Genomic DNA, 15,367 nt, shown 5'->3' on the forward strand with positions numbered 1-15,367 from the left:
CGAGTGTCCCTGATCGCGTCTGACCACTTCCGCATCGTTGTCGGCCTCGGCAAGAGCGGCATGTCCCTGGTTCGCTTCCTGGCGAACCGGGGCATTGCGTTTGCGGTGGCCGACACCCGCGAGAACCCGCCGGAGCTGGCGACCTTGCGTCGCGACTACCCGCAGGTGGAAGTGCGTTGTGGCGAACTGGATGTGGAGTTCCTGTGCCGTGCCGACGAGCTGTACGTCAGCCCCGGCCTGGCCCTTGCGACCCCGGCCCTGCAGCAGGCGGCCGCGCGCGGCGTGAAGCTGTCGGGCGACATCGAGTTGTTCGCGCGCAATGCCAAGGCGCCGATCATTGCCATCAGCGGTTCCAATGCCAAGAGCACCGTCACCACCCTGGTCGGGGAGATGGCCGTTGCGGCAGGCAAACGTGTGGCAGTGGGCGGCAACCTCGGTACCCCGGCACTGGACCTGCTGGACGACGCCATCGAGCTGTACGTGATGGAGCTGTCGAGCTTCCAGCTGGAGACCACCGATCAGCTGAATGCCGAAGTGGCCACCGTGCTCAACGTCAGCGAAGACCACATGGACCGCTACAGCGGCCTGCCGGCCTATCACCTGGCCAAGCACCGGATCTTCCGGGGAGCACGGCAGGTGGTGGTCAACCGCCAGGATGCCCTGAGCCGTCCGCTGCCGATGGAAAACGTGCCGTGCTGGACGTTCGGCCTGAATGTGCCCGACTTCAAGGGCTTCGGGCTGCGCGAAGAGAACGGCGAGAAGTACCTGGCGTTCGAGTTCCAGACCCTGATGCCGGTGCGCGAGCTGAAGATCCGTGGTGCGCACAACCAGTCCAACGCCCTCGCGGCGCTGGCCCTGGGGCATGCCGCAGGCCTGCCGTTCGACGCCATGCTGGCCAGCCTGCGCACCTTTGCCGGCCTGGCCCACCGTTGCCAGTGGCTGCGCGAGCGTGACGGCGTGAGCTGGTACGACGACTCCAAGGCCACCAACGTCGGTGCCGCGCTGGCGGCCATCGAAGGCCTGGGTGCGGATATCGACGGCAAGCTGGTGCTGGTGGCCGGCGGCGACGGCAAGGGCGCGGATTTCTCGGCGCTGCGTGCCCCGGTGGCGGCGCACTGCCGCGCCGTGGTGCTGCTGGGCCGTGATGCCGAGCGCCTGGCCCAGGCATTGGGCGACAGCGTGCCGCTGATTCGCGTCAGCAGCCTCGACGAAGCCGTGCAGCAGGGCGCCGCGCTGGCCCAGCCAGGCGACGCCGTGCTGCTGTCGCCTGCCTGCGCAAGCCTGGACATGTTCAAGAACTTCGAAGAGCGTGGGCGCCTGTTCGCCCAGGCCGTGGAGGGGCTGGCATGATCTTCGGCATCATCAAGCCTTATCCGTCCCCCCTGGTCACCGGTCGCGGCATCGACCTCGATTTCGCCATGCTCGCGGGCTGCCTGGCGCTGCTGGGCCTTGGCCTGGTGATGATCACCTCGGCCTCCTCGGAAGTGGCCGCGTTGCAGTCGGGCAACCCGCTTTACCACATGATCCGTCACCTGGTGTACGTGGCCATCGGCCTGGTCGCCTGCGTCGTCACCATGATGGTGCCGATCGCCACCTGGCAGCGCATGGGCTTCATGATGCTGGTCGGTGCCTTCGGGTTGCTGGTGCTGGTACTGGTGCCGGGCATCGGCCGCGAAGTGAACGGCTCGATGCGCTGGATCGGCTTCAGCTTCTTCAACGTGCAGCCTTCCGAAATCGCCAAGGTGTTCGTGGTGATCTACCTGGCGGGCTACCTGGTGCGCCGCCAGACCGAGGTACGCGAGAGCTGGATGGGCTTCTTCAAGCCGTTCATCGTGCTGCTGCCGATGGCCGGCCTGCTGCTGATGGAGCCGGACTTCGGCGCCACGGTGGTGATGATGGGCGCCGCCGCGGCGATGCTGTTCCTGGGCGGGGTGGGGCTGTTCCGCTTCAGCCTGATGGTGGTGCTGGCGGTGGCGGCGGTGTTCATTCTGGTACAGGCGCAGCCCTACCGGATGGCGCGCCTGATCACCTTCACCGACCCCTGGTCGGATCAATTCGGTTCCGGCTATCAGCTGACCCAGGCCCTGATTGCCTTCGGCCGCGGTGAGTGGCTGGGCGTGGGCCTGGGCAACAGCGTGCAGAAGCAGTTCTACCTGCCCGAAGCACACACCGACTTCGTGTTCTCGGTACTGGCCGAAGAGCTGGGCGTGGTCGGTTCGCTGCTGACCGTTGCGCTGTTCGTGTTCGTCAGCCTGCGCGCGATGTACATCGGTCTGTGGGCCGAGAAAGCCAAGCAGTTCTTTGCCGCCTACATGGCCTACGGCCTGGCCTTCCTGTGGATCGGCCAGTTCCTGATCAACATCGGGGTGAACGTCGGCCTGCTGCCGACCAAGGGCCTGACCCTGCCGTTCCTCAGCTACGGCGGCAGCTCGCTGGTGATCTGCTGCGTGTGCATGGGCCTGCTGCTGCGCATCGAGTGGGAGAGCCGCACGCACCTGGGCAGCGAAGAACATGAATTCGATGAGAGCGATTTTGCCGAGGAGCCAAGACATGGCCGTTGAAGGCAAAAACGTATTGATCATGGCAGGCGGCACCGGGGGCCACGTGTTCCCGGCCCTGGCCTGCGCCCGTGAGTTCCAGGCACGCGGTTACACCGTGCACTGGCTGGGCACCCCACGCGGTATCGAAAACGAGCTGGTGCCCCAGGCCGGGTTGCAACTGCACCTGATCCAGGTCACCGGCTTGCGTGGCAAGGGCAAGCTGTCGCTGCTCAAGGCGCCGTTCACCCTGTTCAAGGCGGTGCTGCAGGCGCGGCGCATCATCCGTCGGCTCAAGCCGGTGTGTGTGGTCGGCTTTGGCGGCTATGTGACCGGCCCGGGCGGTGTGGCGGCGAAGCTGGCTGGCGTGCCCGTGGTGATCCACGAGCAGAACGCCAAGGCCGGTACCGCCAATCGGCTGCTGGTGCCGCTGGCAGGCCGAGTCTGCGAAGCTTTCCCGAACACCTTCGAGGCCAGCGACAAACTGCGCACCACCGGCAACCCGGTGCGCGGCGAGCTGTTCCTGGAGCCTGTGCGCGAGCCACTGGCCGGGCGCCGCGCGCGCCTGCTGGTGCTGGGCGGCAGCCTGGGCGCGGAACCGTTGAACAAACTGTTGCCACAGGCCCTGGCCCTGGTACCCGAGGCCCTGCGCCCCGAGGTGTTCCACCAGGCCGGCAAGCAGCATGACCAGATTACCGCCGAGCGCTATCGCGAGGCCGGGATCGAGGCTCAGGTAGAGCCGTTCATCAAAGACATGGCCCACGCCTATGGCTGGGCCGACCTGGTGATCTGCCGGGCCGGTGCGCTGACCGTCAGCGAACTGGCTGCGGCCGGTCTGCCCTCGATGCTGGTGCCGCTGCCCCATGCCATCGACGATCACCAGACCCACAACGCCCACTATCTGGCACGTGAAGGCGCCGCCTTCCTGATGCCGCAAGCGACAACTGGCGCAGCGCAGCTCGCTGAACGCCTGAACGAGGTACTGATGCAACCGCAAAAACTCGACACCATGGCCAGCACCGCACGACGCCTGGCCAAGCCCGCGGCTACCAGCACCGTGGTCGATATCTGCCTGGAGGTGGCCCATGGTTGAAAGCCAGAAAGCCATCCCGCAACCTGAAATGCGCCGTATCCGCCGCATCCACTTCGTCGGTATCGGCGGCGTGGGCATGTGCGGTATTGCCGAGGTATTGCTCAACCTAGGTTACCAGGTTTCCGGCTCGGACCTCAAGGCCTCGCCGGTCACCGAGCGCCTGGAGTCCTTTGGTGCCGAAATCTTCCTTGGCCACCGCGCCGAGAACGCCGCCAGTGCCGATGTACTGGTGGTGTCCAGTGCCATCAATACGGCCAACCCGGAAGTGGCGACGGCCCTTGAGCGGCGTATCCCCGTGGTACCGCGTGCCGAGATGCTCGCCGAACTGATGCGCTATCGTCACGGCATCGCGGTAGCCGGTACCCACGGCAAGACCACCACCACCAGCCTGCTGGCCTCGGTGTTCGCCGCCGGCGGCCTGGACCCGACCTTCGTGATCGGTGGCCGGCTGAATGCAGCAGGTACCAATGCACAACTGGGTACCAGCCGCTACCTGATCGCCGAAGCCGACGAAAGCGACGCCAGCTTCCTGCACCTGCAGCCGTTGGTGGCCGTGGTCACCAACATCGACGCCGACCACATGGCGACCTATGAAGGCGACTTCAACAAGCTGAAGAAGACCTTCGTCGAGTTCCTCCACAACCTGCCGTTCTACGGCCTGGCCGTGGTATGCCTGGATGATCCGGTGGTGCGCGAGATCCTGCCGCTGGTCAAGCGCCCGGCAGTGACCTACGGCTTTGCCGAAGAAGCCGACGTGCGCGCGATCAATGTGCGCCAGTCGGGCATGCAGACCCACTTCACCGTGCTGCGCCGTGACCGCGAGCCGCTGGACGTGTCGGTGAACATGCCGGGCAACCACAATGTGCTCAATGCACTGGCCACCATTGCCATCGCCACCGACGAGGGCATCAGCGACGAGGCCATCGTGCAGGGGCTTTCGGGCTTCCAGGGCGTGGGCCGACGTTTCCAGGTGTACGGCGAACTGCCGGTCGACGGTGGCAGCGTGATGCTGGTGGACGACTACGGTCACCACCCCACCGAAGTGGCGGCCGTGATCAAGGCCGTGCGCGGTGGCTGGCCGGAGCGCCGCCTGGTGATGGTCTACCAGCCGCACCGCTACAGCCGTACCCGCGACCTGTACGACGACTTCGTGCAGGTGCTGGCCGATGCCAACGTGCTGCTGCTGATGGAGGTCTACCCGGCCGGCGAAGAGCCGATTCCGGGGGCCGACAGCCGCCAGCTGTGCCACAGCATCCGTCAGCGTGGCCAGCTGGACCCGATCTACATCGAGCGCGGCATCGAGCTGGCGCCACTGGTCAAGCCGCTGCTGCGTGCCGGTGACATCCTGCTGTGCCAGGGTGCCGGCGACATCGGTGGCCTGGCCCCGCAATTGTTGAAAAGCCCATTGTTCGCGGGCGCGGTTACCACCGCAGGGAAGGCCAAATGACTGCTCAATACTCCAAGCTGCACTCGACCATCGACCCGAAGGCCTTCGGCCGTGTCGGCGTGCTGTACGGCGGCAAGAGCGCCGAGCGCGAGGTGTCGCTCAAGTCCGGCGCCGCGGTGATCGAGGCGCTCACCAGCGCTGGCGTCGAGGTGATCGCCATCGACGTGGGTGACGATCTGCTCGACCGCCTGCAGCGCGAGAAGCTCGACCGCGCCTTCATCATTCTCCACGGCCGTGGCGGTGAAGACGGCAGCATGCAGGGCCTGCTCGAGTGCCTGGGTATCCCCTACACCGGCAGCGGCATCCTGGCGTCGGCCCTGGCGATGGACAAGTTGCGCACCAAACAGGTGTGGAAAAGCCTGGGTATTCCAACCCCGCACCACGCGGTGCTGGCCAGCGAGCAAGACTGTATTTCTGCGGGCGCGGAACTGGGCTTCCCTTTGATCGTCAAACCGGCCCATGAAGGCTCCAGTATCGGTATGGCGAAAGTGAGCAGCGTCGAAGAATTGATCGTTGCCTGGAAGGACGCCGCCACCTACGACTCGCAAGTATTGGTTGAACAATGGATTCACGGTCCGGAGTTCACCATTGCCGTGCTGCGCGGCCAGGTGCTGCCGCCGATTGCGCTGGGCACCCCGCACACGTTCTACGACTACGACGCCAAGTACGTCGCCAACGATACCCAGTACCGCATTCCGTGCGGCCTGGACGCTGCCAAGGAACAGGAACTGATCGAACTGACCGCACGTGCGTGCGACGCCATCGGCATTGCCGGCTGGGGTCGTCTGGACGTGATGCAGGACGAGCAGGGCAACTTCTGGCCTCTGGAAGTCAACACCGCACCAGGCATGACCGATCACAGCCTGGTCCCAATGGCGGCACGCGCGGCCGGCCTGGACTTCCAGCAGTTGGTGCTGGCGATCCTGGCGGCCAGCGTCGAGGCGCGAGGTTAAGCCCATGCAAGGCGCGATGGTACGTCATCAGCAACCCGCCACCGGCCGCAAGCCGGTGCCGCGCGGTGCCAGCCGGATGGTGGCCAAGGAGCCACTGTCGGCGCGCCTGCCCAAGGCCAATTTCAGCGTGTTCAAGCGTCTGCTGTGGCCGGTTCTGCTGGTAGCGGCCGGGTTCGGTGCCTACGAGGGCGCACAGCGCCTGATGCCGTATGCCGACCGGCCGATCACCAAGATCGCCGTGCAGGGCGACCTGAGCTACATCAGCCAGCAGGCCGTGCAGCAGCGTATCGCGCCCTATGTGGCCGCCAGCTTCTTCACCGTCGACCTGGCCAGCATGCGCACCGAGCTCGAGCAGATGCCGTGGATCGCGCATGCCGAAGTGCGCCGCGTGTGGCCGGACGAAGTGGTGATCCGCCTCGAGGAACAGCTGCCGGTGGCGCGCTGGGGCGACGAGGCCCTGCTCAACAACCAGGGCCAGGCCTTCACCCCGCGCGAGCTGGCCAACTACGAGCACCTGCCGCAGCTGTTCGGGCCGCAGCGGGCGCAGCAGCAAGTGATGCAGCAATATCAGGTACTGAGCCAGATGTTGCGGCCCATGGGCTTCTCGATCGCCCGGCTGGAACTGCGCGAGCGGGGCAGCTGGTTCCTGACCACCGGTGCCGGCAGCGCCGGGCCGGGTATCGAGTTGCTGCTGGGGCGCGACCATCTGGTGGAAAAGATGCGCCGCTTCATTGCCATTTACGACAAGACGCTCAAAGAACAGATCACGAACATCGCCCGCATCGATCTGCGTTACGCCAATGGCCTGGCCGTTGGCTGGCGGGAACCGAATGCACCGACGACAGCCCAACCCGCTGTTGCGAAGAATTAGAGAGAGGCAGGACCCATGGCAAATGCGCATAGCGGCAAAATGATCGTCGGGCTGGATATCGGTACGTCCAAGGTGGTTGCACTGGTGGGCGAAGTGGCCGCCGATGGCACCTTGGAAATCGTCGGTATCGGCACCCATCCATCGCGCGGGCTGAAGAAGGGCGTGGTGGTCAATATCGAATCCACCGTGCAGTCGATCCAGCGCGCCGTCGAAGAGGCCCAACTGATGGCTGGCTGCCGGATTCACTCGGCGTTCGTCGGCGTGGCGGGCAATCACATCCGCAGCCTGAACTCCCACGGTATCGTCGCCATCCGCGATCGCGAAGTCAGCGCGGCGGACCTGGAGCGGGTGCTGGACGCGGCCCAGGCCGTGGCCATCCCGGCCGACCAGCGGGTGCTGCACACCCTGCCGCAGGACTACGTGATCGACAACCAGGAAGGCGTGCGCGAGCCGCTGGGCATGTCCGGCGTGCGCCTGGAAGCCAAGGTGCACGTGGTCACCTGTGCGGTCAATGCAGCACAGAACATCGAAAAATGCGTGCGCCGCTGCGGCCTTGAAATCGACGACATCATCCTCGAGCAACTGGCTTCGGCCTACTCGGTGCTGACCGATGACGAAAAAGAGCTGGGCGTGTGCCTGGTGGACATCGGCGGCGGTACCACCGACATCGCGATCTTCACCGAGGGCGCCATCCGCCACACGGCGGTGATTCCGATTGCCGGCGACCAGGTGACCAACGACATCGCCATGGCGCTGCGTACCCCCACCCAGTACGCCGAAGAGATCAAGATCCGCTACGCCTGTGCCCTGGCCAAGCTGGCCGGCGCCGGCGAAACCATCAAGGTGCCGAGCGTGGGCGATCGTCCGCCGCGCGAACTGTCGCGCCAGGCCCTGGCCGAAGTGGTCGAGCCACGCTACGACGAACTGTTCACCCTGATCCAGGCCGAACTGCGTCGCAGTGGCTACGAAGACCTGGTGCCGGCCGGCATCGTGCTCACCGGCGGTACCGCCAAGATGGAAGGCGCGGTGGAACTGGCCGAAGAGATTTTCCACATGCCGGTACGCCTGGGCGTGCCTTACACCGTGCGGGGTCTGAGCGACGTGGTGCGCAACCCCATCTATTCCACCGGCGTGGGCCTTCTGACCTATGGCCTGCAGAAGCAGTCCGAAGGCGTGACCCTGACCGGTATCAGCAGCAACAGCTATGGCGATGAACCGAAGGCCCCGGTGCTTGAGCGACTCAAGCGCTGGGTCCAGGGCAACTTTTAAGTTTCAAAGCAGTAGTAGTAGGCGCAAAAAACTAGAGAACTGAAAGGAGAGGGAAAATGTTCGAGCTCGTAGACAACGTCCCGCAAAGCCCGGTCATCAAAGTGATCGGCGTCGGTGGCGGCGGTGGCAACGCCGTCAATCACATGGTCAAGAGCAACATCGAAGGCGTCGAATTCATCTGCGCCAACACCGATGCTCAAGCGCTGAAAAACATCGGCGCGCGCACCATCCTGCAACTGGGTACCGGCGTGACCAAGGGCCTGGGTGCAGGTGCCAATCCGGAAGTCGGTCGTCAGGCCGCGCTGGAAGACCGTGAGCGCATCGCCGAAGTGCTGCAAGGCACCAACATGGTGTTCATCACCACCGGCATGGGCGGCGGTACCGGTACCGGTGCTGCTCCGATCATCGCCGAAGTGGCCAAGGAAATGGGCATCCTCACCGTTGCGGTGGTGACCCGTCCGTTCCCGTTCGAAGGTCGCAAGCGCATGCAGATCGCCGACGAGGGCATCCGTGCCCTGGCCGACAGCGTCGATTCGCTGATCACCATTCCGAACGAGAAGCTGCTGACCATCCTGGGCAAGGATGCCAGCCTGCTGTCGGCCTTCGCCAAGGCTGACGACGTGCTCGCCGGTGCCGTTCGCGGTATCTCCGACATCATCAAGCGCCCGGGCATGATCAACGTCGACTTCGCCGACGTGCGTACCGTGATGAGCGAGATGGGCATGGCCATGATGGGTACCGGCTGCGCCAGCGGTCCGAACCGTGCGCGTGAAGCGACCGAGGCGGCCATCCGCAACCCGCTGCTCGAAGACGTCAACCTGCAGGGCGCCCGCGGCATCCTGGTGAACATCACCGCAGGTCCTGACCTGTCGCTGGGTGAATACTCCGATGTGGGCAGCATCATCGAGGCATTCGCCTCCGACCACGCCATGGTCAAGGTCGGTACCGTCATCGACCCGGACATGCGCGACGAGCTGCACGTCACCGTGGTAGCCACCGGCCTGGGTGCCAAGATCGAGAAACCGGTCAAGGTCATCGACAACACCCTGCAAGCGTCCGCTGTACAGACCCCAGCCCCTGCACCGGCCCGTCCGGAGCAACCTTCGGTCAACTACCGCGATCTGGAGCGTCCGACCGTCATGCGCAACCAGGCTCACGCCGGGGCCGCTGCGGCACAGAAGCTGAACCCGCAGGACGACCTGGATTATCTGGATATCCCGGCTTTCCTGCGTCGTCAGGCCGATTAATGGAATTTATCAGGGCTATGAAGGTGATTGGTGTTCAGCAAAGGCCGGGTCTGCTATTATCCTCAGCCTTTGTTGATACCAGTTCGCAATTTGCGCTGAAGCGGCCAATGCCATGATTAAACAACGCACCCTGAAAAATATCATCCGTGCCACAGGTGTCGGCCTGCACTCCGGGGAAAAGGTTTACCTGACCCTCAAGCCCGCCCCTGTGGATACCGGCATCGTATTTTGCCGTGCCGACCTCGACCCTGTGGTGCAGATCCCTGCCCGTGCGGAAAACGTCGGCGAGACGACCATGTCCACGACACTGGTCAATGGCGATACCAAGGTAGACACGGTAGAGCACCTGCTCTCGGCCATGGCTGGCCTGGGCATCGATAACGCCTACGTCGAGCTCTCCGCGTCCGAAGTGCCAATTATGGACGGCAGCGCCGGGCCCTTTGTATTCCTGATTCAATCTGCCGGCCTGGAAGAACAGGACGCAGCCAAGAAGTTCATCCGCATCCTGCGTGAAGTGACAGTGGAAGACGGCGACAAGCGCGCCACTTTCCTGCCTTTCGAAGGGTTCAAGGTGAGTTTCGAGATCGATTTCGACCACCCGGTGTTCCACAACCGGACCCAGAGTGCCAGCGTGGACTTTTCCAGCACCTCGTTCGTGAAGGAAGTCAGCCGCGCCCGTACCTTCGGGTTCATGAGTGACATCGAGTACCTGCGCAAGCACAACCTCGCCCTCGGCGGCAGCGTGGAAAACGCCATCGTCGTGGACAAGGATGGCGTGCTCAACGAAGACGGCCTTCGCTACGAAGACGAATTCGTCAAGCACAAGATCCTCGATGCGATTGGCGACCTCTACCTGCTGGGCAACAGCCTGATCGGCGAGTTCAAGGGCTACAAGTCCGGACACGCGCTGAACAATCAGCTGCTGCGCAAGCTGATCGAGGAAACCGATGCGTGGGAAGTGGTGACGTTCGAAGATGCCAGCACGGCACCGATCTCTTACATGCGTCCGGTTGCGGCAGTGTAAGTACGAACTCTCTCTTCTTTAGTTATTTTTTGGGGCTGCCTTCGGGTGGCCCTTTTTTATTGCAGCGCAGTCGCAGGTTTGCGAGCGCTGTGCGCTCGTCTATCCCTTGCCGTGCCTGGCCAGGCGCTCCAGCGCCGCCTTGAGCTTGGGGTCGGTGATCCCTTCGGCCGTAGCGTGGATGTTCTGCGCCGAACGTGTCGAGATGTCCATCGGGTGCCCCGCCGCGGGTGCCACACCGGCCACCGGCTGCACCCTGAAATTGATGCGGGTCAGGCTGCTGAAGGCCTCCATCATCTGCAACTGGCGCAGCAGGCGTTTCTGCTGGTAACGCAGGCGCGTGGCCCAGTGCCCGTCGGTGACGATCAGCAGCAGCGTACCCTCGCGCCACGAGGCCACATGGCAATGCTCACGCGCTGCCGGCTGCAACTGGCTCTCTACCAGGCGCTGCAGCTGGGCCAGGCGCTGGGCCTGGCTGAACAGGGCCTTGAGCGGTCGCGCTTCACGCAAAAGCACGGCGGGTGCACGGGCGGGCAGGGGGCGAAAAGCCATGGGCAGGGTCCGAAAAGTACAGTGGCGCCATCTTAACAGATCGCCCCGCCGGTAATTCTTCATGTGACGATGGGTTGAAGTTGGCGAAAAAGGCCTTATTGTAAAAAAGCCCCGTCAAAAGCGCTGTGCCAGCATCGTGGAAATCCGCCACTTTCCTCACCATCGTTTCCGGGTAGAATGCTCGTTCGCATGCGGCCATAAGGGCTGCACGGGCGACTCACGGGGCCGCCCTCCATCCCTACGTGTGGAAGATCCTGCCAATATGTTTGCGCCTTTGTTAAAAAAACTTTTTGGAAGCAAGAACGAGCGTGAAGTCAAACGCATGCTCAAGACGGTACAGATCGTCAATGCCTTCGAAGAGCAGATGGTCGCCCTGACGGACGAGCAGTTGCGGGCCAAGACCGCAGCGTTCAAAGAGCGCCTGGCCAAAGGCGAGACCCTTGACCAACTGTTGCCCGAAGCCTTCGCCGTTGCGCGCGAGGCCGGCAAGCGGGTCATGGGCATGCGTCACTTCGATGTACAGCTGATCGGTGGCATGACCTTGCACGAGGGCATGATCGCAGAGATGCGTACCGGTGAAGGCAAGACCCTGGTGGCGACCCTGGGCGTGTACCTCAACGCGCTGTCCGGCAAGGGCGTGCACGTGGTCACGGTCAACGACTACCTGGCCCGCCGCGACGCCAACTGGATGCGCCCTCTGTATGAATACCTGGGCCTCACCGTGGGTGTGGTCACCCCGTTCCAGCCGCCGGAAGAAAAGCGCATCGCCTATGCCGCCGACATCACCTACGGCACCAACAACGAATTCGGTTTCGACTACCTGCGCGACAACATGGCGTTCAGCATGGAAGAGAAATTCCAGCGCGAGCTGAATTTCGCCGTGATCGACGAAGTCGACTCCATCCTGATCGACGAAGCCCGTACCCCGCTGATCATCTCCGGCCAGGCCGAAGACAGCTCCAAGCTGTACATCGAGATCAACAAGCTGATCCCGCAGCTCAAGCAGCACATCGAAGAGGTCGAAGGCCAGGTCACCCAGGAAGGCCACTACAGCATCGACGAGAAGACCCGCCAGGTCGAACTCAACGAAGCCGGCCACCAGTACATCGAAGAGATGCTCACCCAGGTCGGCATGCTGGCCGAGGGCGAGAGCCTCTACTCGGCGCACAACCTGGGCCTGCTGACCCACGTGTATGCCGGCCTGCGTGCCCACAAGCTGTTCCACCGCAATGTCGAGTACATCGTGCAGGACGGCCAGATCCTGCTGATCGACGAGCACACCGGCCGCACCATGCCGGGCCGTCGCCTGTCCGAGGGCCTGCACCAGGCCATCGAGGCCAAGGAAAACCTGAACATCCAGCCCGAGAGCCAGACCCTGGCCTCGACCACGTTCCAGAACTACTTCCGCCTGTACAACAAGCTGTCCGGCATGACCGGTACCGCTGACACCGAAGCGTTCGAATTCGCCCAGATCTACCAGCTCAACGTGATGGTGATCCCGCCGAACAAGCCGCTGGCGCGCAAGGACTTCAACGACCTGGTCTACCTGACCGCCGAAGAGAAGTACACCGCGATCATCGCCGACATCAAGGAGAGCATGGCTTCCGGGCGTCCGGTGCTGGTGGGTACCGCCACCATCGAAACCTCCGAGCACATGTCCAACCTGCTGATCAAGGAAGGCATCGATCACAAGGTCCTGAACGCCAAGTTCCACGAGAAGGAAGCCGAGATCATCGCCCAGGCCGGTCGCCCGGGTGCACTGACCATCGCCACCAACATGGCCGGTCGTGGTACCGACATCCTGCTGGGCGGCAACTGGGAAGTCGAAGTGGCTGCCATGGACAACCCGACGCCCGAGCAGGTTGCCCAGGTCAAGGCCGACTGGCAGAAGCGTCACCAGCAGGTGATCGAGTCCGGTGGTCTGCACGTGATCGCCTCCGAGCGCCACGAATCGCGCCGTATCGACAACCAGTTGCGTGGCCGTTCCGGCCGTCAGGGCGACCCGGGCTCGAGCCGCTTCTACCTGTCGCTGGAAGACAGCCTGATGCGCATCTTCGCCTCCGACCGGGTCAAGAACTTCATGAAGGCCCTGGGCATGCAGTCCGGCGAGGCCATCGAGCACCGCATGGTCACCAACGCCATCGAGAAGGCCCAGCGCAAGGTCGAAGGTCGCAACTTCGACATCCGCAAACAACTGCTCGAATTCGACGACGTGGCCAACGAGCAGCGTAAGGTCATCTACCACATGCGCAACAGCCTGCTGGCGGCGACCAACATCGGCGATACCATCGCCGAGTTCCGCCAGGAAGTGCTCGATGCCACCGTGGCCCAGCACATTCCGCCACAGTCGCTGCCCGAGCAGTGGGACGTGCCGGGCCTGGAAGCGGCACTGGCCAGCGATTTCGGGGTCAAGCTGCCGATCCAGCAGTGGCTGGACGAAGACGACCACCTGTACGAAGAGACCCTGCGCGAGAAGTTGATGGCCGAGCTGATGGCGGCCTACAACGAGAAGGAAGAGCAGGCCAGCGCCGATGCCCTGCGTACCTTCGAGAAGCAGATCCTGCTGCGTGTGATCGACGACCTGTGGAAAGACCACCTGTCGACCATGGATCACCTGCGCCACGGTATCCACCTGCGTGGCTACGCCCAGAAGAACCCGAAGCAGGAATACAAGCGCGAGTCGTTTGCCCTGTTCCAGGAACTGCTGGACTCGATCAAGCGCGACACCATCCGCGTGCTCTCGCACGTTCAGGTTCGCCGCGAAGACCCGATCGAAGAGGAAGCACGCCTGCGCCGCGAAGCCGAAGAGCTGGCCCAGCGCATGCAGTTCCAGCACGCCGAGGCCCCTGGCCTGGAAGCGGGCGAGCTGCTTGAGGAGGGTGCCGACGTCGCCGTGGCCGCAGCGCCGGTGCGCAACGAGCAGAAGCTGGGTCGCAACGAACCCTGCTGGTGCGGTTCGGGCAAGAAGTTCAAGCAGTGCCACGGCAAGATCGACTGATCGCACCGCTGTTGCCCCCTGCTGATATCTGAACACCGCGCCGCGACGGGCCCAACCGTCGCGGCGTTGTTCCATCTCAAGCGCCGGTATCTCGAGCCGGCGCCTTTTTTCTAGGAGCGCTTTCATGGCTGTCGGTCTTGGTCCTTTGCCAACGTTGCACCCGGTTCCAGGTTTTGAACTCGGTATTGCCTCTGCGGGCATCAAGCGCCCCGGGCGCAAGGACGTTGTGGTAATGCGCTGCGCCGAAGGCTCCAGCGTTGCCGGCGTGTTCACCCTCAATGCGTTCTGCGCTGCCCCGGTGATCCTGGCCAAGCAGCGCGTGCAGGGCAGTGTGCGTTACCTGCTGACCAACACCGGCAACGCCAACGCCGGTACCGGCGCCCCCGGCCTGGCCGCTGCCGAGCGCACCTGCGCCAGGCTGGCCGAGCTGGCGGGTGTCGACGCCGATGCGGTGCTGCCGTTCTCCACCGGTGTGATCGGTGAGCCACTGCCGGTCGAGAAGATCGAAGGCGCGCTGCAGGCCGCCCTGGACGACCTGTCGGAAAGCAACTGGGCCGAGGCCGCCACCGGCATCATGACCACCGACACCCTGCCCAAGGGGGCCAGCCGCCAGTTCCAGCATGACGGCGTGACCATCACCGTGACCGGCATCAGCAAGGGTGCCGGGATGATCCGCCCGAACATGGCGACCATGCTCGGCTACATCGCCACCGACGCCAAGGTGGCGCCGGCCGTGCTCAAGGACCTGCTGCTGGACGGCGCCAACAAGTCGTTCAACCGCATCACCATCGACGGCGATACCTCGACCAACGATTGCTGCATGCTGATCGCCACCGGCAAGGCCGACGTGGCTGAAGTGACCGAAGCCCGCGGCCCGCTGTTCGACGCGTTGAAAAAGGCGGTGTTCGAGGTGTGCATGGAAGTGGCCCAGGCCATCGTGCGTGACGGTGAAGGCGCGACCAAGTTCGTGACCGTTCAGGTCAACGGTGGTGGCAATCATCAGGAATGCCTGGACGTCGGCTATGCCGTGGCGCATTCGCCGCTGATCAAGACCGCGCTGTTCGCCTCCGACCCGAACTGGGGCCGGATCCTGGCAGCTGTGGGCCGTGCTGGCGTGCCGAACCTGGACGTGAGCCTGATCGACGTGTACCTGGACGATGTGTGCATCGCCAGCAAAGGCGGCCGCAACGCCACCTACACCGAGGCCCAGGGCTCGGCCGTGATGGCCCAGGAAGAGATCACCATCCGCATCGACCTGGGGCGTGGCGACTGCAGCGAGACGATCTGGACCACCGACCTGTCCCATGAGTATGTGAAGATCAACGCCGAATACCGTACCTGACCGTATTGCGGGTCAAGCCCGCTCCCTCAAGGATTGC

Annotated in this window: 12 protein-coding genes; 11 read left to right on the forward strand and 1 reads right to left on the reverse strand. The window is 63.9% G+C overall.

Translation table 11 applies throughout. The features are described from left to right. Positions 1–3: 3 nt before the first annotated feature. The 9 genes from murD to lpxC all read left to right on the forward strand — a co-directional run bounded on the left by murD (position 4) and on the right by lpxC (position 10,441). On the forward strand, positions 4–1,350 hold the full coding sequence (gene murD, locus ACPRTJ_RS15320; protein ID WP_104571974.1) for a UDP-N-acetylmuramoyl-L-alanine--D-glutamate ligase: 1,347 nt from the start codon (positions 4–6) through the stop codon (positions 1,348–1,350). Then, the gene (gene ftsW, locus ACPRTJ_RS15325; protein WP_054914837.1) at positions 1,347–2,561 is read left to right on the forward strand and encodes a putative lipid II flippase FtsW; all 1,215 of its coding nucleotides are present in this window, start codon (positions 1,347–1,349) and stop codon (positions 2,559–2,561) included. Before murD ends, ftsW begins: the two co-directional genes overlap by 4 nt. Continuing rightward, complete coding sequence (gene murG, locus ACPRTJ_RS15330) at positions 2,551–3,630, forward strand: undecaprenyldiphospho-muramoylpentapeptide beta-N-acetylglucosaminyltransferase (RefSeq protein WP_104571975.1); 1,080 nt, start codon at positions 2,551–2,553, stop codon at positions 3,628–3,630. Before ftsW ends, murG begins: the two co-directional genes overlap by 11 nt. After that, complete coding sequence (gene murC / locus ACPRTJ_RS15335; protein ID WP_275728606.1) at positions 3,623–5,077, forward strand: UDP-N-acetylmuramate--L-alanine ligase; 1,455 nt, start codon at positions 3,623–3,625, stop codon at positions 5,075–5,077. Before murG ends, murC begins: the two co-directional genes overlap by 8 nt. Beyond that, the gene (locus ACPRTJ_RS15340) at positions 5,074–6,030 is read left to right on the forward strand and encodes a D-alanine--D-alanine ligase (RefSeq protein ID WP_043862069.1); all 957 of its coding nucleotides are present in this window, start codon (positions 5,074–5,076) and stop codon (positions 6,028–6,030) included. The genes murC and ACPRTJ_RS15340 overlap by 4 nt, the downstream gene beginning before the upstream one ends. A gap of 4 nt (positions 6,031–6,034) precedes the next feature. Then, positions 6,035–6,901, forward strand: coding sequence for a cell division protein FtsQ/DivIB (locus ACPRTJ_RS15345; protein ID WP_058540880.1), 867 nt, complete (start codon positions 6,035–6,037; stop codon positions 6,899–6,901). 15 nt (positions 6,902–6,916) lie between these two features. Continuing rightward, on the forward strand, positions 6,917–8,170 hold the full coding sequence (gene ftsA / locus ACPRTJ_RS15350) for a cell division protein FtsA (protein WP_043862071.1): 1,254 nt from the start codon (positions 6,917–6,919) through the stop codon (positions 8,168–8,170). 56 nt (positions 8,171–8,226) lie between these two features. Next, positions 8,227–9,417 carry a cell division protein FtsZ gene (gene ftsZ, locus ACPRTJ_RS15355; RefSeq protein ID WP_043862072.1) on the forward strand — a complete coding sequence of 397 codons (1,191 nt, stop codon included), beginning with the start codon at positions 8,227–8,229 and terminating at the stop codon, positions 9,415–9,417. A gap of 112 nt (positions 9,418–9,529) precedes the next feature. Further along, a complete protein-coding gene (lpxC, locus tag ACPRTJ_RS15360; RefSeq protein ID WP_043862073.1) occupies positions 9,530–10,441 on the forward strand; it encodes a UDP-3-O-acyl-N-acetylglucosamine deacetylase in 912 nt (303 codons plus the stop codon). 99 nt (positions 10,442–10,540) lie between these two features. Here lpxC and ACPRTJ_RS15365 read toward each other — a convergent pair whose 3' ends face one another. Next, positions 10,541–10,990, reverse strand: coding sequence for a DUF721 domain-containing protein (locus ACPRTJ_RS15365; RefSeq protein WP_054914835.1), 450 nt, complete (start codon positions 10,988–10,990; stop codon positions 10,541–10,543). A 262-nt stretch (positions 10,991–11,252) separates the two neighbouring features. Here ACPRTJ_RS15365 and secA point away from each other — a divergent pair, with 262 nt between their 5' ends. Together secA and argJ are read left to right on the forward strand one after the other, a co-directional pair. Beyond that, entirely contained in the window at positions 11,253–13,988 is a 2,736-nt protein-coding gene (secA, locus tag ACPRTJ_RS15370) for a preprotein translocase subunit SecA (RefSeq protein ID WP_054914834.1), read from the forward strand. A gap of 124 nt (positions 13,989–14,112) precedes the next feature. Further along, positions 14,113–15,330: a bifunctional glutamate N-acetyltransferase/amino-acid acetyltransferase ArgJ gene (argJ, locus tag ACPRTJ_RS15375; RefSeq protein ID WP_258659932.1), complete on the forward strand. Its 1,218-nt coding sequence runs from the start codon at positions 14,113–14,115 to the stop codon at positions 15,328–15,330. The last annotated feature ends 37 nt before the right edge of the window (positions 15,331–15,367 follow it).

The organism is Pseudomonas palmensis, assembly GCF_049942755.1.
Classification (GTDB): domain Bacteria; phylum Pseudomonadota; class Gammaproteobacteria; order Pseudomonadales; family Pseudomonadaceae; genus Aquipseudomonas; species Aquipseudomonas palmensis.